We start from the raw sequence: 20,337 nt of genomic DNA on the forward strand, positions 1-20,337 counted from the left end.
ATAAAAGCAAGACGATTAAAATGTGCACTCAAACACATTAAATGACTCTCCCTCTCCATAACCATTTATCACTTCATGATATACCACATGCTGAAATCCATGGAAATAGAGTAATTCTTCAAATTCTGTCCTTTCATAAAGGCGAATGCAAAAATCCATCAGTTCAGATTTTATGATATCTTCGTTTTGAATTAACTCATACTTCAGGTGGAATTTAACAAAGAAGTTTCTTTGTTAAATTCCACCTTTCTGTATTCAATAATAACTTCTTGATCACATTGAATTCTATTTGTTTCTTTCCAGTTTATAATTTCATTGATCGTATCGCTTTTAGTCACAATCGTTAATAAAATTTTTCCATCTTCTTTTAATGCTAGTTTCAAATTAGTAAGACTATCGGCAACTAGTTCATCTGACAAAAGAGAAAACGAACCAAATGGAATGATAATTAAGTCATATAATTGATCAGCTTTAAAGTTTTCTATTTTCCCAGTAAACACATTAGGACTTAAGTTTAATTTTCTAGCTTTCATTTGACATACCTTAAGCATATGTTCAGAAAGATCAAAACCATCGATATGTATTCCCTCTAGCATAAATGGAATGAGCATCCTCCCATTCCCACACATCGGCTCTAACACTTTCATATTTTTATCTTTAACAAATGATAAATAAAAATCTACCTCTTTATTTCTAGCCAATGATTTGTCACTTTCATAAACTTTTGTACATAGATCCCCATAATACGTGTTCATTTTTTGTCTCCTACACTTTAATCTTGCTAAATATATATAGCAGTTTATTTCATACAACACTTCCTATTTTACCTCTACCTCTGGTCATATCAATCTATCAGCTTATCTTAAAAGCGATTTAATCGCATATTCAAGAATAGAAGGTAATGTATCAAATGCATATGGAATATGTAGCCGCTCTGTCCATTTATGAGGGTCTCGCCCCACAGGTCCAATGTTTAAAGCAGGTATATTCAGACTCTTCATTTCCTGAAATGGCAAGTGAAAATGCTTTCCATACAAAGGCATACTTGTTGTAAGTTTAGCAATTGATTCCTTACTTTCATTTAATTGAACAAAACTTAAGTCAGAGAGCCCTGGAAAATAATGCTGATGATTTAATGTAATACCATACTGATCTTGAGTGTATGAGATCACTTTTTGTATCGTTTTCTGAATAAGTCGATCATTACTAGATGAAACTGCTGGGTAAAATGGTGGACTATAAAAAAGAACAATCATAGGACTGTATTCCTTACAAAGCCCTGCTAGTTCAGAAACCATCCTAGTTGAGAAATCTCGATCTCCTTGGGCACCTCTGTTTGCTGCTAAATAATTTAGTCTTCTACGTACTTCACTTTCACCAGATTTAGCAACTGCTTTTTCAAGTAGTTCTTCGTAAGTAAAAACATTGACATTTAAATCAAGCGGAGTAAATGCAACAAATTGTTGATAATTTGTTGCTCGTTCTTTATAAAATTCCTCTACATTAATAGCCGCTATTTTCGCAACAGACAAAAGCTTTTCATGAATGTCATTAATAGCTTGATTGAACATAAGAATATTATACATCGATACTGATGTGTGTGGAATTTGAACAGAATATTCTTGCTTTAAATCTCTCATCATTAAACCTGTTGGTGGAGGTGTCACTTCATTTCCTATCTGTTCACAGAAAGAATCATTTAGCTCCATGTTACGGTTGATTTCTGAAATTAATGTAGTTGCATTAAGACCGGAAAATGGTTCTCCCACATGGGTTTCTATTCCTGAGCAATAAAAACTAGCGAGCATCTTACCAATAGATCCCGAATAAATGTATTGATTTTCATCATAAGGGTACTTTGCAAACATCGGCTCTGAATTGATACATGCTTTGTATGTTAAATCATACTTTTTTCTGATATCCTCTAATATAGCTACTGCACTTAACATTCCTGCAGAATTAACTTCTTCATCAGGAACAGTTACTAATAAGATATTTCCCTGAAATTCCCCGCTAATTGCTTTTTCTAGCATAGATAACTGAACAGAAAGACCAGCTTTCATATCCATAGTTCCTCTTCCAAATAACCATTCATCAGATTCCAAATCTTTTAACACTTCTTTAGATAGCTGAGATTTTCTGTTTTTCAACTCATTTGTTAGCTGTATTGGTTGAAAAGCTAAATTCTTTAAGTCTCCATAATCCTTCACATCGACCACATCAAAATGACTTAAAAGAACAATTGTCTCTTTGTGATCTCCCTGTCTAACTAAAGCTGTAACAAATGATCTTCCATCATGAACAGGATGCAAACCTAGATATTCTCTATTTTGTTGAAAATATTTCTTTCCCTTTAGTAGATAATATATATATTCTGATAAAGCTACTTCTTCCTGTGAACCCGTTATACTAGCTCGTTCAACAAGACTTATTAAAAGCTCCAATAACTGTTCTTTTGAATTCCATTGATGTTCCAATCACCTTCACCCACCCTTTTATCATCTTTTCATCATTGTATTAAAATTCCGAATAATTAGAAAGGAGAATTCTGCTTTGAGCAGGAAAGATGACGATTCAAAAAATATATTGTTATAATTTTTTTAGACAAATTCGATTTGGAGGAATCATAGATGAAAGCAAAGCTTTTTGAACCATTCAAAATAAAGGACATCACATTAAAAAATAGGATTGTTATGTCTCCAATGTGTATGTATTCTTCAACTGAAGAAAAAGGTTATGTAGAAGATTTTCATTTAACACATTATATTAGTCGTGCAGTAGGTCAGGTTGGCTTGATCATGGTTGAAGCAACTGCAGTCACTCCTCAAGGAAGAATTTCAGCAAAAGATCTTGGTATTTGGAGTGATGAACATATACCAAAGCTTACTCAACTAGTTGATGGTATTAAAAAGTATGGTTCAGCAACCTCTATCCAGCTTGCACATGCAGGTCGTAAAGCAACCGTTGATGGAGATATTTATGCACCTTCAGCAATTCGTTTTGATGATAAATATAAGCTTCCCACTGCAATGTCGAAAGAGGAAATAAAAGAGACAATCAAAGCTTTTAAAGAAGGTGCAGCAAGAGCAAAAAAAGCCGGCTTTGATATTATTGAAATTCATGGTGCTCACGGCTATTTAATAAATGAATTTCTTTCTCCACTTTCTAACAAACGCGATGATGAATATGGCGGGTCAAAAGAAAATCGCTATCGCTTTTTACAAGAAGTTATCGAGGCTGTTAAAGAGGTGTGGAATGGTCCATTATTCGTAAGGATTTCCGCGTCAGATTATCATCCTGAAGGATTAAGTGTTGATGATTATATTGAGTATTCTTCAAGAATGAAAGAACAAGGTGTAGATCTAATCGATGTGAGCTCAGGAGCAGTTGTACCAGCAAAAATCAATGTTTATCCTGGCTACCAAGTTAAATTTGCTGAAAAAATTAAGGAGCAAGCTAGCATACCAACCGGCTCAGTTGGCTTGATTACAAACGGCTTACAAGCAGAAGAAATCCTACAAAACGAACGTGCCGATCTAATTTTTATCGCCAGAGAATTGCTACGTGACCCATATTTTCCAAGAACCGCTGCTGCTCAACTAGGAGAGGAAATTTCAGCACCAGTTCAGTATGATCGTGGTTGGTAAATCAAATGCATGAGAGATAATCAATAAGAGAGGCCGGGACATAAGCATTTTAAGCTACTGATAAACCCGAAATATTAGGAGATATTTCAATTGATTATTCGCCTAATATTTCGGGTTTTTATTTGTTGTCTTCAATAGATTTATTGATTTTGCACACTATTTTTAAGAACTAGTGGTATGGAGCGGAAGACATTTGACTCCTGCGGGTGCAGAGGAAAGGCTCTAGACCCCATAGGCGCGCAGCTTACGAGGAGGCTTAGCTGCCTCCCCGGGAATCTTATTCTACAGCATAATGGAACGAACTTGTTTCTTCCAACTTAACTGAATTTAGATTTATTCGTCTTTTTGTATGACATCTTTAATTATGTCCCAGCATCTTTTTTACTTTTAAGATATTGCTAAAGCTACAAATAAACAAACCGTAAGCCTTTGAAAGCCCAACTTAATAACTTCTGATTTTAATTTTATAGAGTTAGCTTCGATTCGGATTTTTGCAATTTGTCTTTGATTTTTCTAATTTATCTTAAATTAGACACCTTGCGACAAAACCCTCCTCCATTAACTAACAATCTAAAAAATAAAAGGACCTCCCTAAGTTTGAAAAAATCAAGAAAGTCCAATAAGAAAATTATATTTATCGTTTCTTTATCAACTATTCACCATCAACAAAAGTGAAAAAATCATTTTTGTTCGCGTTTCTTCGGAATTTCCATCTGCATAAAATCCGAAGCAATGAAAGAGCTTGGGAATATCGCTTGTGCTTCTTTTACTAGTGTCCCAAGGTCCTCCTCTGTTTGATATCTCGAACTAATATGTGTGAGAATAAGCTTTCTGGCATTAGATTGTAAAGCAATTTTAGCAGCTTGCTTTGTTGTAGAATGAAAATAATCATATGCAAGTTTTTCATCTTCTTCTGAAAAGGTTGCTTCATGAATTAATATATCAGCATCTCTAGCAAGCTCTAAACTTTTTTCAGTATATCTTGTGTCACCTAGTATTGAGACAATTCTCCCTTTTTGAGATGGACCAATAAATTCAGCACCATTTATGATTGTGCCATCTTCTAGTGTGATGGTTTCTCCACGCTTAATTTTTTGATAAATTGGACCAGGGTTAATCCCAATATCCTCAAGCTTATCAACCAATAATGTTCCCTGTAGATCTTTTTCCATTACTCGATAGCCATAAGAATCAATACCATGCTCTAGCTTCTTAGCACTTACTTGAAACAAATGATCTTCAAAAACGATACCCTCTTTAATTTCAATAAACTCCAAAGAATATGTAAGGTAAGTAGAACTAACTGATAAAGCGGTTCTTACAAACTCCTCAATTCCCTTTGGACCATATATTGTTAATAGGCCTTCTCCACCCTGAAAGGAGCGACTGCTTATTAAGCCTGGTAAACCGTATATATGATCACCATGCAAATGTGTAATAAATATCTTTTCAATTTTTCTAGGCTTTATTGTTGTATGTAAAATTTGATGCTGTGTTGCTTCACCACAATCAAATAACCACACAGCATTTCTCTCTTCTAATAATTGTAAAGCAATACTTGTTACATTACGGGATTTTGCTGGAATTCCAGCACCCGTACCAAGAAACATAACATTCACTTACAGTTCCTCCTATTAAAAATGGCTTCTTTCAATAACTTTGTTTTTTAAAGTAAATTGAAGAAAAAAGCTATGTATATAGTCTAGTTAAAGATAGTCCTTTTATCAAAATAAACAACTCTGTCACAAAGATCATTAGAATTGTACAATCGATCAGAAGAAAATATAATAAATCACTATCACTACTTTAAGAATACACGAAAGTGAAAAATAGAGAAACAAAACACATGATGATTCTATAAATCTTCCTGCTTAGGAGGTTATACTTTCAATACTATAGTTTATTTATCGGTTTAAGCGGATAAATCTAAGTCAGAATACTTGACCAAACTGATATTATTTACTAGAATAGACTGAATTATATAAACATTTTATTAATTTAGGTGCATATAAGACGATAATTTTTCAACTATCGTTTATAATAAGTAAAGAACCAACTTTTAAAGGTTTATGGTTTGATTTACTTTACAATTACCTTTAAAATTAAGTATTTGTATAGGAGTATTTTACGATCAGTGGTCAAATATTGCGATTACATATATAGAAACTAGCTTTTTTAAGTCAAAATACGTATCGTTTCTGTATTTTTTTCACTGATAAAATAAATAAATGCATTTGACAAAGTGAGGTACGAACGTGATTACACAAGAACAACCAAAATCAGTTATTGTCATTTTCGGAGCAACAGGTGATCTAGCTAAAAGAAAGCTGTTTCCATCTATTTATCGCCTTGTACAAAACAATAAAATTGGCGAAAATTTTGCTGTTGTAGGTGTTGCTAGAAGACCATGGACAAATGAAGAATTTCGCAGTAATGTTACCGATTCAATTCAAACATCAATAAAAGATTCAAAAGATCTGGATGAGTTCACATCTCATTTCCATTATCATCCTTTTGATGTAACAAACCCTTCTTCTTATTTAGAGCTTAATGATTTATTAAATAAGCTAGATGGAACGTATCAAACTGAAGGAAATCGAATTTTCTATTTAGCGATGGCACCAGAGTTTTTTGGAACAATTGCACAAAACCTTAAAAAAGAGGGATTAACTGCAACTGATGGCTGGAGCAGACTTGTTATAGAAAAACCATTTGGACATGATTTACCATCTGCTCAAAAGCTTAATCAGGAAATTAGAGAAGCTTTTAACGAAGATCAAATTTATCGTATTGATCATTATTTAGGCAAAGAAATGGTTCAAAATATTGAGGTTATTCGATTTGCAAATGCCTTATTTGAACCACTTTGGAATAATCGATACATATCAAACATTCAAGTGACTTCTAGTGAAGTGTTAGGTGTGGAAGACCGCGGACGTTATTATGAGAAATCAGGTGCACTTCGCGACATGGTTCAAAACCATATGCTTCAAATGGTCGCATTACTTGCTATGGAGCCACCGATTAAATTAACAACCGATGAAATTAGAAGTGAAAAAGTAAAAGTATTAAGAGCTCTTAGATCAGTAAAAGATGAAGATGTTTCGAAATACTTCATCAGAGGACAATATGCAGGTGGAAAATTAGGAGACAAACAACTAATTGGATATCGTGAAGAAAACAATGTAGAAGATACATCTCAAACTGAAACATATGTTGCTGGGAAGCTTCTTATTGACAACTTTAGATGGGCTGGCGTTCCTTTCTACATCAGAACAGGAAAAAGAATGGCCGCAAAATCAACTAAAATTGTTGTTCAGTTTAAAGATATCCCAATGAATCTTTACTATAATAAAGGTGAAACAGTTCCTCCAAACTTACTTGTTATTCATATTCAACCAGAAGAGGGAATCACACTTCAATTAAATGCTAAAAAAGATGATGAAGCTGATTACTCTAAGCCAGTTAATTTAGATCTTTCTAATAACTTCCTAGAAGGTATAAATACACCAGAAGCATATGAAAAGCTTCTCTATGATTGTATGCGCGGTGATGCAACGAATTTCACGCATTGGGATGAAGTTGCCCTATCTTGGAGCTATGTAGATCCAATTTCAGATGCTTGGAAAAAAGGATTAGCTGAACTTACTACTTACCCATCAGGCTCTTCAGGTCCTGACGAAGCTGATAACATGCTTAAAAAAGATGGATTCCACTGGTGGCCACTAGGATAATAGTTGTAAACATTAATTCCTAATAGTAACAATGTGGAATCGATATCAAACATAAACCAACATTAAAAAAGCCGATCAAGAATTTTTAAAATCTCTGATCGGCTTTTTTATAATGAGAAACATAAGTTCCTTATCATTCATTATTCTTTGAAGAATAGTAACCACATTATAAAAAATGTGCGGATTAGCCTGTCTATTTGCCTCATGCATTCAATTTAATGAAGCATATAATAAGAATGTAAGAGGCAACCCTAAGTAAGCTCCTTAATTAAGCTATCACCTATGTGATAGCTCCTTTTTTAGCTTTAAGCTGTTTTTATAGTATGTTATTAGTTTAATCCTTATTTATTGATCTGACCTAAAATGAGAGCCAAGGAATGGATAGATAAGAATCAAAAAAAACGAACAAACCATTTAGCTGGTTTGCCCGTTTTTTATTTTTATTATTTTTCCATCCATTCTGTATGGAAGACACCTTCTTTATCAACACGTTGGTATGTGTGAGCACCAAAGTAGTCACGTTGAGCTTGTAGTAGGTTCGCTGGAAGTGTTTCAGTACGGTAGCTGTCATAGTATGCAAGTGCAGACGAGAAGCAAGGTACTGGAACTCCATTTTCGATAGCAACAGATAAGATTGTACGAAGTGCTCCTTGGTAGCCTTCAACAATGTCTTTAAAGTAATCATCAAGTAAAAGGTTTGCTAATTGTGGTTCCTTGTCATATGCATCTTTAATTTTCTGAAGGAATGCAGCACGGATGATACAGCCTCCACGGAAAATCATTGCAATATCACCGTATTTTAAATCCCAGTTATATTCTTCAGAAGCAGCTCTCATTTGAGCAAATCCTTGAGCATATGAAACAATTTTGCTCATGTATAATGCTTTACGTACAGCTTCAATTAACTCCTCTTTATTGCCTTCAAAAGGCTTTACAGATGGACCTGAAAGAATTTTGCTTGCTTTTTGACGCTCGTCCTTCATTGCTGAGATAAAACGTGCAAAAACTGATTCTGTAATGATTGGAAGTGGTACACCTAAATCAAGTGCACTTTTACTTGTCCATTTACCTGTACCTTTTTGACCAGCAGTATCTAAAATCACATCTACTAGAGGTTTACCAGTTTCTTCATCCTTTTTCGTGAAGATATCAGCTGTGATTTCAATAAGATAGCTATCAAGCTCACCTTTATTCCATTCAGCAAACACTTCATGAAGCTCGTCAGCTGTTAACCCTAGTACATTTTTCAATATGAAATATGCTTCAGAAATTAATTGCATATCACCATATTCAATTCCGTTATGTACCATTTTAACGTAGTGACCTGCTCCATCTGGACCAATATACGTACAGCATGGATCTCCACCTACTTTTGCAGAAATAGCTTCTAAAATAGGTTGTACTAGATCAAATGCCTCTTTTTGTCCACCCGGCATGATTGAAGGACCTTTAAGTGCTCCTTCTTCTCCACCTGAAACACCAGTACCTATGAAATGGATTCCACTTTCAGCTAGATCTTTATTTCGACGTTGTGTATCTGTATAAAGCGTATTTCCGCCATCAATTAAGATATCGCCTTTATCAAGATGTGGTAAAAGCTGTTCAATTGTAGCATCTGTAGGAACACCAGCTTTAACCATTAATAAAATTTTACGTGGTGTTTCTAAAGATTGTACAAACTCTTCAATACTGTATGTACCTACTACATTTTTTTCTTTTGCTTCTGATAAAAATTCTTCTGTTTTCTCTGCAGAGCGATTGAAAACAGATACTGAAAATCCACGACTTTCAATATTTAATGCTAAGTTTTTGCCCATTACTGCTAAACCAATTACACCAATTTGTTGTTTCGACATATGTTTACGTCCCTTCTAATCCTTAATAGTATGTAAAACTAAACGAGAAAAGTTTAGTTTCCCGACACTTCTTTAAATTGACACATAATTCGAATTATTTATTATAACTACAACTTTGAAAATAACACATTTTCAAGATACATTTCAAGTAACATATCTTATGAAATCGCTTACTCCCTTAAAAAATCTTTATTAAAGCTAGTTCCAGATGAAATGTCCTGTTTCTTTTCTCCCTTTACCCCACGTTTAATAAGCTGATTTCCATACTTGGAATTAATTTTATCAATGACAGATAATAGTGGCTCATCTTTGGCATCTTTTTCAAAGGAAAACAAATCTAGCTGCTTAATAGCATCATTTTTTTCAATTAACTCTTGGCCAGTAATACCTAATAATCGTATCGGCTCTTCCTCCCAGTGTGAAAAAAACATTTGTCTAGCTACAGTATATATATCTGCTTCTTCATCAATAGGATTCTCTAATTTCTTGCTTCTAGTAATTGTTTTTAAATTTCCATAACGAATCGTGATAAAGATTTTACTTGCTAGTACATCTTTCCGTTTCATTCTGATAGAAACCGAATGGGCAAGCTTGTGTAAAACTTCATTGATTTCTGATTCATTTGTTGTATTTTTAGAGAGGGTAGTAGAATTTCCGATGCTTTTAAAATCATAAATCGAATCAGGATCCACTTCTCTTTCATCGATTCCATTTGCACGTTCCTTTAAACGTTCTCCATTGATCCCAAGCAGTGCTTTTAATTTGACAGAATCAGCGTGGGCAACATCAAAAATTGTATTTATATTTATTGTTCTAAGTTTTTCTGCTGTTTTTTCACCTATTCCATGCATCTCACTAGCAGGAAGTGGCCAAAGTTTAACTGGCAGATCTCGCTTTCTTAAGATTGAGATTCCAAGAGGCTTCTTCATATTCGAAGCCATTTTAGCTAAAAATTTATTAGGAGCTATTCCAATACTGCACGGTAGCAAAAGTTCGTCAAGAAGGCGCTCTTGAATGGATTTTGCCATATCTAATGGCTTAGCACCATCAAATTCGCTAAAATCTACATAACCTTCATCAATTGACACTGGTTCGACGCGATCAGTAAATTCTCGGAGCAAATCGAACATTGCTCTAGATGCAGAGCGATAGCGGTCAAAGTTCGGTTTTTTAATGATAAGCTCTGGACATAACTTTTTAGCTTGCCAAAGTGGCATCGTCGTTTTTACTCCCTTAGAGCGAGCTTCATAGCTACAGGTAACAATGATCCCTTTTCTCTCCTCAACATTTCCTGCTATCGCAAGTGGTTTGCCTTTAAGTGAAGGGTCATAAGCCATTTCAACAGAAGCATAAAAGCTATTCATATCAACATGTAAAATTACTCTTCTATTAGACGTTTGCCTCATACTCCTTCACCACACATAATTTTCTTCTTACTATTTTACCATGATTACGAATTAAATGTTTTCACATTCGCTTACTATACTAGAAAATCAATTAAAACAAATAAAGTCACCAATATTTATTGGTGACTTACAATCTCTTCTTTCACGATGGCAATGCCTTCAAGCCCTGCTATTAATAAGTTAGGATCAATGATTGTAATAAGACGATCTTCAATGCTTGCAACAGCAGTAAAGTATTTAGTAGCTTGAAAAGCACCCACTGAAATTGACTTTAATTGTTCCTCTTGGATATCAAGGATTTCTTTTGCTTCTTTTACAATAAGTGCTGCAGATAATTCATCAGAGTGAACAACAATCAGTTTTGTTGTTTGTTCATCAATAATACTGTCTTGATGATAGAGAATTCTATTTGTATCAAGCACAGGAATTAATTCTCCTCTTACCTTAACTACACCCTTCATATAATACGGCATATTAGGGATTACGTTTATATCTTCTAGTTTTTCAATAGAAATAACATGTTGAATCGGCAAACCATATTCTTCATTTCCTTCACGAAAAACAACTACTTTTGATAATTCCATGATAATCTCCTCTCGGATACAGCTTGTACTCGATATATCTATGACTATCATACTATGAAAGTAGGAGTTTTGGAAGGTCTTATCTTTCTATATCAGTTCAAGTAGTCTAAAAATCACACAAATTAATAATGGAAATTAATCCGCTATTTTACTAGTGAGTATCTTTAATTTTTTCGCCAATTGATTTGCTCAGTATTGTACAATTTTTCATGAAGAATTTTTTCACATTTGGAAAAAATTGATTCTATAGCGGGAGTATCACAAGCTAAGATCCTTATCACAAGCCCTTTCACATTTAATTCACTAATACCAACACGAACATCTGCAATATCTTTTAGAGTATGTCTTAATTCTTGAAGAAGATTATCATTTACTTCTTTATGAATGATAAAAAGTGTGCCAATATGACTATATCCTTCAAGCTGCATGATATTCTCCAACTGATTACAAGGCTGCAGAAGCTGATGATCGAAAATTTCCAGCCTTCCATCTACGTAGACTTTCATTTTCATCGCTAGTTTTTTATATTGAAAAAGCAAACCATCAGCTGACCAACCAGGCGTTACAATTTCAGTATAATAAAAGACCGAAGATGATTTCATATATACATTAGTATATTGCCTAAAATCTGCATTTTTATATAAAATTAGTGAATCTTGTTTAAGAAACAATTCACTTTCATTACCCAAGAAATAATCCATTTCCTGTGAAACACCATGCTTTAAACATTTATAAACCTTTGTAGAGGCTTGTGTTGTTAATGCAAATTTTGCACCATCACCTATTGTTACCTCTGTTTTATAACGATCTCCGTCCACATAACCTCCACCTACATGAATAAGAGTAAGTAATGGTAAGCCATCTGGAAGATAAGTAGGACGAGTGATTTTGAAAACTCCATCAAAATAACTATTTGAAATAACAGACCGATCATGTTTTTTGCCTACCTCAAGTTGCAGGTAGCCTGTATACGTCATGCTTCTAATCCAACTAAAAATGCTTCCTTACGAATCCAATCCACCACATCTTTAACTCCTGATCCATCTTTAAGATTCGTAAATATAAACGGTCTGTCCCCACGAGAAACTAGTGTATCTTTCCGCATAATTTCAAGATCAGCTCCAACATATGGTGCTAAATCAGTTTTATTTATAATAAATAAATCCGATTTAATCATTCCCTGACCACCTTTACGAGGGATTTTTTCCCCCTGTGCAACGTCAATGATGTAAATTGAAAAATCCACTAATTCCGGACTAAACGTAGCTGCAAGATTATCTCCGCCACTTTCAACAAAAATTAAATCTAGGTTTGGGTGACGTTCATTTAATTCATCAATTGCATCAAAATTCATTGACGCATCTTCACGAATGGCTGTATGAGGACAACCGCCTGTTTCAACACCAATAATTCGATCTTCAGGAAGAGCACCATTTTTTATTAAGAATTGTGCATCTTCTTTTGTATAAATATCATTAGTAATAACGCCAATTTCCAGTTCATTCATTAACTCTCTCGTTAATTTATCTACTAATAATGTCTTCCCCGCACCTACAGGTCCTCCAACTCCAATTCGTATTGGTTCACTCATGTATAATTACATCCCTTCAGAAATATTTTTAGCTGTTTTCATAAACCTAGTTGCTTTAACAATTCCAAGTAAACAGCACTATAAAAAGCATAGTGGCATCTTTTTTCATAGGATAGTACCTATTTTTCCATGACAACAATGTTTCCACTGCATATTAGGTCAATTAGCAACAATCTTTCAAAAAAGAGCCTTATTTTATGACATAAATAATCGAACTGACAGCTCTTCATGTAGCATTTGAGCAATCTCTAAGCCTTGAGCACCAGCACCAAAATCAGCTTCATCAAGTGATAGTATTTCTTCAACAATATCATTTAAATATGGTTGAATCTCGATCAAAAGTTTCTGACCATCCGTTTGTCCTAGAGGAATACCTCGAACTGCATTTTGGACTAATGAAGAAGTAGTCGCAAACAAATAGGTTTCTAGTGTTGTTTTTAAATCAACTTCTAACCCTAAGCAGACCATCGCAAAAACTATAGAGCTATGTCCATGAACTTGTTTTTTTATAAGCTTTTCACGATATTCAATAAGAAAATCATTCACATATAATTCGTTCATTACCTTTGCTAGCTGTCTTCCTATCCTTCTATTTCCTTCACGAGTTTCCTTTGCCAATGCTAGAGCAAACAATTCATGATCTACTTGCCACACCTTTTCAAGGACATTATCTATCATATATTCATAGGATATCCGGCAAGCCATTCCGTCCGTATAGACGAACTGCGTTTTAATAAACTCCTTCAAAGCTACTAAAAAACTATCCTTGTTATATACTTTGTTTTCTTGGATATATGTTTCAAGTCCAAAAGAATGAGAAAATGCACCTGAAGGAAAGTTAGAATCACAGATTTGTAGCAAGTGAAACAATTGATTAGTCATGAGAATGTCCGATATGTTTAAATGCTTTGTTCATTCTCCTGTTTTCTCTCACAAACGGAACTTCCAATTCTTTCAGTAATTTCTCTACTAAATAATCGTATTGAACAACCATCTCACTGTTCTCAAATTGAGCCGGGAGATGACGATTTCCAAGTTGGTGTGCAATTTCCCCCATCTGTAAGATACTCGTAGGCTTTATGACTATTACATCATCTTCAACAACACTAATAATGATTGAGTTTTTTTCATCTTGATATAAGATATCTCCATCCATTAATTCCTTAACATCTTTCAGACGGATACCAAGTTCTTTACCATGATCTGTTTTTACTCTTTGAATCTTTTTCACTAAATCATCACTTCTTAAATAAACACGTTCAACATGATGTGGAGGTTTTTCTAATTCTTTTACATTTCCAACTATTTTCTCGATAATCATTTTTTCACCTCAAAATAAGAAATATCGTTGCGCTAAAGCAACTTTTTCATCTGGCTCACAGGTTATTAGCTCACCATCTACCTTTACTTCATACGTTTGTGGATCTACATCTATTTCAGGTGTTTCCCCATTTAATTTCATATCCGATTTTTGTAGCTGACGTATATTCTTTACAACAGCAATTTTCTTTTCTAGACCAAGTTCTTCATGAACTTTTTGTTCATATGCAGCTTTAGATATAAAAGTCATAGAGGTTGAATATTTGGCTTTACCAAAGCTAGCAAACATCGGACGGTATAATGCTGGTTGTGGGGTTGGTATTGAAGCATTAGGATCACCCATTACACTCCAGGCAATCATTCCACCTTTTACAATAAGCTCTGGCTTCACACCAAAAAATCCAGGGTCCCATAAGACGATATCAGCTACTTTCCCTACTTCAATTGAACCAACATAATCTGATATTCCATGTGTTAGTGCAGGGTTTATGGTATATTTCGCAATATATCTTTTTGCTCTAGAATTATCATTTTGTTCACCCGCAACAAGTTCGCCTCGTTGTCGCTTCATTTTATCTGCCGTTTGCCATGTTCTAGAAATGACTTCTCCAACTCTTCCCATTGCTTGAGAATCAGAGCTGATCATACTAAACACTCCTAGATCATGGAGAATATCTTCAGCTGCGATTGTTTCCTTTCGTATTCTTGAATCAGCAAATGCTAAGTCTTCAGGAACGGAAGGATCTAAATGATGACAAACCATAAGCATATCTAAATGCTCTGCAATTGTATTTACAGTATATGGTCTTGTTGGATTAGTGGAAGAAGGAAGAATATTCGGATATGAAGCCGCTTTAATTATATCAGGCGCATGACCGCCACCAGCTCCTTCTGTATGATACGTGTGAATAACACGACCATTAATTGCTTTTATTGTATCTTCCACAAATCCACCTTCATTTAACGTATCACTATGAATAGCAACCTGAATATCGTATTTATCTGCAACTGTTAACGCTTTATCAATGTTTGATGAAGTTGTTCCCCAATCTTCATGAAGCTTAAGTCCAATTGCTCCTGCTTCTATCTGTTCGATTAACGCCTCTTCATTTGATGCATTTCCTTTGCCAAGAAACCCAATATTCATTGGAAATTCCTCAGCAGCTTTTAGCATATTTTGAATATTCCACTTACCAGGTGTACATGTTGTTGCATTCGTTCCAGTCGCTGGACCTGTACCCCCACCAATCATTGTCGTTACACCTGACTCTATTGCTGTTTGGATTTGTTGTGGACAAATAAAGTGAATATGTGCATCAATGCCACCAGCTGTAACAATCATCCCTTCAGCTGCAATGACCTCTGTAGATGCACCTATGACAATGTCAACAGAATCCATTAATAAGGGATTGCCAGCTTTACCAATCGAAGTAATAATACCGTCTTTAACACCAATATCAGCTTTATAAATTCCCGTGTAATCCAGAATTAAAGCATTCGTAATCACAAGGTCAACAACATCTTTTCTTGTTGCTAACGGATGTTGACCCATTCCATCACGAATAACCTTACCTCCACCAAACTTTACTTCATCACCATATGTTGTGTAATCCTTTTCTACTTCAATAAATAGTTCAGTGTCTCCCAACCTTACCTGATCACCTACTGTTGGACCGAACATATCGGCATATTGGTGTCTTGACATCTGAAAGCTCATATTTACACTCCTTTACCGTAACACGTCATTTGTTAAATTATTTAAGCCATAGACCTTTCTTTCTCCTGAGAAAGTTATAAGCTCTACTTCTTTTTTATCTCCTGGTTCAAAACGAACTGCGGTACCGGCAGCAATATTTAATCTTTTACCAAATGAATCTACTCTATTAAACTCAAGCGAGGTATTTACCTCAAAAAAATGAAAATGAGAGCCTACCTGAATAGGTCGGTCACCAATGTTAACAACCTCAACATTAGTTACTTCCTTATTTTCATTACATAAGATAGGAGTATTCTTTAACCTATATTGACCTGGAATCACGTTCATCACCTCCTACTTTTATTTATTAAGGCTCTTTTTTGGAAAGATTATTGCTATTTGATTCCTTTATCTGTTGTAGCCAGTGTTTTATCGCATAAAGAAAAGGGCCATTTGTAGAGAAAAAGTTTCTAGAACATATATAATGCTAGTTATTTAGAGATATCAAATGCAGGAATGTTTAGAAAACAACTCTAGTAAATTCACCTTAATGGATCGGTTCATGAACTGTAACTAGCTTCGTTCCATCAGGAAATGTCGCTTCTACCTGAATGTCATGAATCATTTCTGGAATACCTTCCATTACATCTTCTCGAGATAAAATATGACGACCTTCCTGCATTAATTGAGATACTGATTTCCCATCCCTTGCCCCCTCCATTACTTCATAAGTTAAAATGGCTATAGCTTCGGGATAATTTAATTTCAAACCTCTTTTTTGTCGCCTTCTCGCTAAATCAGCTGCAACGACAATCATGAGCTTTTCTTGCTCACGAGATGTAAGCTTCATTGATATTTCCTCCTTAAACCGCTAAGTGCTTATATAGTTCATCCTCATTAACATTATCACATTTCCCACTCATTACCATATAACCACGATCAAGAATATAATAATGATCCGCACATGATAAAACAGCATCTAAGTTATGTTCAACTAATATAATCGACATTTCTTTCTCTTTTGCTATTTTCACTAAAACATCTTGAATCAATTGAACAATAGAAGGTTGTATTCCTTCCATCGGCTCATCTAAAAGAAGAAGCTTTGGGTTTGAAATTAACGCTCTGGCAATTGCTAGCTGTTGCTGTTGACCACCACTCAGATCTCCACCCCGACGATCAATCATTTCCTTCAATACAGGAAACCATTGAAATATTTCCTCAGGTATTGTTTTTGAACGTTGTGATTTCGGTAGTGCTTCCATCCCTATAAGAAGATTCTCTTTTATTGTTAAATCTGAGAATATCTCTCTACCTTGTGGAACATATGCAATCCCTGCACGTGCTCGATGCTCAGGCTTTTCCTTTTTTAAGGATTTCCCATCAAATACAACTTGACCGTTAACTGTAGGTATTAGTCCCATCAACACTTTTACTAAAGTTGTCTTTCCCACACCATTTCTACCTAAAAGCCCTACAATTTTCCCCTTTTGAATCTCAAATTCAACATTTCGTAATATCATTGTTTCGTTATACCCAGCTTGTAGCTCTGACACATGAAGCATTTAACCACTCCTTCCTAAGTAAACATTCTTCACTTCTTCATTTTCTTGAATATCCTTCATCGAGCCTTGACATAGTACTTTCCCCTCATGCATGACAACGACTTTACTAGAGAAATTACGGACAAACTCCATGTCATGTTCTACAACGACAACTGTACAATCTTTTGCTATTTCTTTAATTAGTTCACCAGTTTTTGTTCTTTCGTCACCTGACATACCAGCAATAGGTTCATCTAATAATAGTAAAGTAGGTTCTTGAATAAGCTGCATACCAATTTCAAGCCACTGCTTTTGACCATGTGATAATGATCCTGCTAAAATATGACGACATTCAAACAAGCCAACCTTTTTTAGAATCGCCTCAATTTTCTCTTGCTGAACTCGTGTCATTTTTGCTAATAAAATGGATAGTAAGCTTTTCTTCTGCTTCATCGCAATTTCTAAGTTCTCAAAAGGTGTTAAATGAAGGAAAATGGAGGGTGCCTGAAACTTCCGAGCAATTCCTTCTTGAACGATCTTCTGTTCTGGAAGTTTTGACAACTCTATTTTATCTTCAAAAAGAATTTGCCCATTACTTGCTCTAGTTTTTCCACAAATACAATCTAGTAAAGTGGTTTTCCCAGCTCCATTTGGACCAATTAAAAAGAGCACCTCTTTATTCTGCACATCTAGATCAACACCTTGAAGGGCTTTAAATCCAGAGAAATCAACCATAACATTACGACACGAGAGAATCGGCTTCACGTTGTTTTACCTCCTTTTTTCCATTATTAGAGCTAAAACGAGCTTTAATTTGTTCAACTAAACCTGCTAAACCATTTGGTAAATATAGAACAACTAGTAGGAATAATCCTCCAAGGAAAATCGTCCAGAAGTCTGGATATGTTTCACTTAAAAAGCTTTTTGCGCCATTCGTTAAAATAGCTCCTATTGCAGCACCTAAAATAGAATATCTTCCACCAATAGCAACCCAAAGCACCATTTCAATTGAAGGAATAATTCCCATCATCTCCGGTGAAATAATACCAACTTGAAGAACAAACAACGCACCTGCAATTCCAGCAAAAGCAGCTGATAAAGCATAGATAAAGACTTTAAAAATAGCTGGATTATACCCTAGAAAACGCAATCTATTTTCACCATCTCGTATCGCAATTAATAAACGACCAAAACGTGATTTTGTTAATAGGAGGGAAATACCCATAATCACCGCTAGTAATGCAACAGTTATAAAATATAATATTTGTTTTGTTCCAGGATCAGATAGTGGTACTTGGAAAACAGTAAAAAAGTTAGTTAATCCACTAGTTCCACCCGTAATATGCTGACTACCAATAAATAAAGTTACTGTTACTACAACAACCGCTTGAGAAATAAGCGAGAAAAACACTCCTTTAATACGATTTTTGAACGTAAAGTAACCGATAATCCAAGCAACACAAAAGGGAAGTAGAACAGCTGCTGCTATAGCAAAAAAAGGATTTTTAAAAAGGGTCCATATAAAAGGAAGCTCTGTAATACCGTTCCATTCCATAAAATCTGGTAACCCACTTGGTGATGCCTCAAGTTTTAAATACATCGCCATACAATAAGCTCCTAAACCGAAGAAAACACCATGACCTAAACTTAAAATACCGGTAAAACCCCAAATTAGGCTTAAGCCGACAGCAATAATAGCGAAACATAAGAACTTAGCTAGCAGCCCCATCCTAAAATCGGTAAGCAGCAATGGGGCGATTATTAATATCAGGAAAAAAACACCGTAATAGGCTCCTTGACTATATTTTTTCAACATAATTGCACCTCCGTTAATCTAATGCTCGCACTCTAACATTGACAAGACCAGTTGGTTTCCATTGTAAGAAAATAATAATAAAGGCAAATACAATCACTTTTGCAATCGTTGCGCTTGTTGATAGTTCTACAAACGTACTTAAGATACCTAGCATTAATGCAGCCAATACTGTACCTTTTAGCTTTCCTACTCCACCTAAAATTACAATCATAAATGCATCAACAATATAGGTTGTTCCCAGTGTTGGACCAATCGAACCAATTAAAGTTAAAGAACACCCCGCAATACCTGCAAAGCCACTTCCTAAAGCAAAAGCTGTACTATCTACTTTTCTAGTAGAAACACCTAAGCAAGAAGCCATATCACGATTTAATGTAACAGCCTTCATTCTTCTTCCTGAAGGTGTTTTATATAAGTAAAGAAATAACAAGAAGATACTCACACCAACTAAAGCAATAATAAATAATCGCTTATAAGGGAATGTCATACTTCCAATCGTCAATGCACCGCTTAACCAATCTGGTGCTACAACAGCAACATTAGGTGCTCCAAAGATTGATCTAGCTACTTGTTGTAAAATCAAACTAACTCCCCAAGTCGCTAGTAAGCTATCGAGTGGACGTTCATATAAAAACCTTACAATTGATTTCTCCATTAAAAATCCAATAAATGCCGCAATCACAAAGGATAGTGGAATCGCTAGAATAAAATATAAACCAAAGATGGATTCTGGAAGATATTGAATGAATGCTTGCTGGAGAACATACGTAGTATAAGCTCCAATCATAATGAACTCACCATGAGCCATATTGATAATGTTCATAAGACCAAATGTTATCGCAAGACCTAAAGCGATCAATAATAGAATTGATCCCAGACTCAAACCATTAAATAATTGAGAAATGATAATTGACAAGGATTATTCCTCCTTTATATGAAGTGAAAAGACAAGCAAGATCAAATAGTAAGAATCTATATTATAGGGGGAATAGAACTACAAATAATTGATTCTGCTTGGCTTTTCATTCATTTTTCAATAAAATATTTTAAGATTGTTTCTCGTAAAACAAACATAGACTAACATTTTGTAAAAACAGTTTCTAAAAAACCCATTTTGCAAAGAGTAAGTCGAGTCTTCCAAGC

At 34.8% G+C, this 20,337-nt stretch carries 18 protein-coding genes and 1 pseudogene; 2 read left to right on the forward strand and 17 right to left on the reverse strand.

What is annotated here, in order from left to right:
- Positions 1–15: 15 nt before the first annotated feature.
- A pseudogene (locus JOC75_RS12315) lies at positions 16–755 on the reverse strand (class I SAM-dependent methyltransferase).
- Positions 756–857: 102 nt separating this feature from the next.
- Entirely contained in the window at positions 858–2,477 is a 1,620-nt protein-coding gene (locus JOC75_RS12320; RefSeq protein WP_204954357.1) for a M20/M25/M40 family metallo-hydrolase, read from the reverse strand.
- Between the two features lie 153 nt (positions 2,478–2,630).
- On the opposite strand from JOC75_RS12320, the gene namA reads away from it, so the two are divergent.
- Positions 2,631–3,647 (forward strand): NADPH dehydrogenase NamA, encoded by a 1,017-nt coding sequence (gene namA, locus JOC75_RS12325; protein WP_204954358.1) that lies wholly within the window; start codon positions 2,631–2,633, stop codon positions 3,645–3,647.
- Between the two features lie 680 nt (positions 3,648–4,327).
- On the opposite strand, the gene rnz is transcribed toward namA, so the two are convergent.
- Positions 4,328–5,266, reverse strand: a complete 939-nt coding sequence (gene rnz, locus JOC75_RS12330) for a ribonuclease Z (protein WP_204954359.1) — start codon at positions 5,264–5,266, stop codon at positions 4,328–4,330.
- 639 nt (positions 5,267–5,905) lie between these two features.
- On the opposite strand from rnz, the gene zwf reads away from it, so the two are divergent.
- A complete protein-coding gene (gene zwf / locus JOC75_RS12335) occupies positions 5,906–7,381 on the forward strand; it encodes a glucose-6-phosphate dehydrogenase (protein ID WP_204954572.1) in 1,476 nt (491 codons plus the stop codon).
- Between the two features lie 443 nt (positions 7,382–7,824).
- Here zwf and gndA read toward each other — a convergent pair whose 3' ends face one another.
- The 14 genes from gndA to urtB all read right to left on the reverse strand — a co-directional run bounded on the left by gndA (position 7,825) and on the right by urtB (position 20,110).
- Positions 7,825–9,237, reverse strand: coding sequence for an NADP-dependent phosphogluconate dehydrogenase (gene gndA / locus JOC75_RS12340; protein WP_204954360.1), 1,413 nt, complete (start codon positions 9,235–9,237; stop codon positions 7,825–7,827).
- A gap of 170 nt (positions 9,238–9,407) precedes the next feature.
- Positions 9,408–10,643: a DNA polymerase IV gene (locus tag JOC75_RS12345; protein WP_204954361.1), complete on the reverse strand. Its 1,236-nt coding sequence runs from the start codon at positions 10,641–10,643 to the stop codon at positions 9,408–9,410.
- 116 nt (positions 10,644–10,759) lie between these two features.
- Positions 10,760–11,227, reverse strand: a complete 468-nt coding sequence (locus JOC75_RS12350; protein ID WP_239589444.1) for a chemotaxis protein CheW — start codon at positions 11,225–11,227, stop codon at positions 10,760–10,762.
- Between the two features lie 164 nt (positions 11,228–11,391).
- The gene (locus JOC75_RS12355) at positions 11,392–12,204 is read right to left on the reverse strand and encodes an urease accessory protein UreD (RefSeq protein WP_204954362.1); all 813 of its coding nucleotides are present in this window, start codon (positions 12,202–12,204) and stop codon (positions 11,392–11,394) included.
- A complete protein-coding gene (gene ureG, locus JOC75_RS12360; RefSeq protein WP_204954363.1) occupies positions 12,201–12,818 on the reverse strand; it encodes an urease accessory protein UreG in 618 nt (205 codons plus the stop codon). Before ureG ends, JOC75_RS12355 begins: the two co-directional genes overlap by 4 nt.
- A 195-nt stretch (positions 12,819–13,013) precedes the next feature.
- On the reverse strand, positions 13,014–13,700 hold the full coding sequence (locus JOC75_RS12365) for an urease accessory protein UreF (RefSeq protein WP_204954364.1): 687 nt from the start codon (positions 13,698–13,700) through the stop codon (positions 13,014–13,016).
- Entirely contained in the window at positions 13,693–14,139 is a 447-nt protein-coding gene (gene ureE / locus JOC75_RS12370; protein ID WP_204954365.1) for an urease accessory protein UreE, read from the reverse strand. The genes JOC75_RS12365 and ureE overlap by 8 nt, the downstream gene beginning before the upstream one ends.
- 9 nt (positions 14,140–14,148) lie before the next feature.
- Positions 14,149–15,855, reverse strand: a complete 1,707-nt coding sequence (gene ureC / locus JOC75_RS12375) for an urease subunit alpha (protein WP_204954366.1) — start codon at positions 15,853–15,855, stop codon at positions 14,149–14,151.
- A 12-nt stretch (positions 15,856–15,867) separates the two neighbouring features.
- Positions 15,868–16,176, reverse strand: coding sequence for an urease subunit beta (locus JOC75_RS12380; RefSeq protein ID WP_204954367.1), 309 nt, complete (start codon positions 16,174–16,176; stop codon positions 15,868–15,870).
- Between the two features lie 205 nt (positions 16,177–16,381).
- Complete coding sequence (locus JOC75_RS12385) at positions 16,382–16,684, reverse strand: urease subunit gamma (RefSeq protein ID WP_204954368.1); 303 nt, start codon at positions 16,682–16,684, stop codon at positions 16,382–16,384.
- A gap of 13 nt (positions 16,685–16,697) precedes the next feature.
- A complete protein-coding gene (gene urtE, locus JOC75_RS12390) occupies positions 16,698–17,399 on the reverse strand; it encodes an urea ABC transporter ATP-binding subunit UrtE (RefSeq protein ID WP_204954369.1) in 702 nt (233 codons plus the stop codon).
- Positions 17,400–18,143 carry an urea ABC transporter ATP-binding protein UrtD gene (gene urtD, locus JOC75_RS12395; RefSeq protein ID WP_204954370.1) on the reverse strand — a complete coding sequence of 248 codons (744 nt, stop codon included), beginning with the start codon at positions 18,141–18,143 and terminating at the stop codon, positions 17,400–17,402.
- Complete coding sequence (gene urtC, locus JOC75_RS12400) at positions 18,118–19,191, reverse strand: urea ABC transporter permease subunit UrtC (RefSeq protein ID WP_420828035.1); 1,074 nt, start codon at positions 19,189–19,191, stop codon at positions 18,118–18,120. Before urtC ends, urtD begins: the two co-directional genes overlap by 26 nt.
- Positions 19,192–19,207: 16 nt before the next feature.
- Positions 19,208–20,110, reverse strand: coding sequence for an urea ABC transporter permease subunit UrtB (gene urtB / locus JOC75_RS12405; protein ID WP_204954372.1), 903 nt, complete (start codon positions 20,108–20,110; stop codon positions 19,208–19,210).
- Positions 20,111–20,337: the final 227 nt, after the last annotated feature.

The organism is Metabacillus crassostreae (genome assembly GCF_016908395.1).
GTDB classification, from domain to species: Bacteria; Bacillota; Bacilli; order Bacillales; family Bacillaceae; genus Metabacillus; species Metabacillus crassostreae.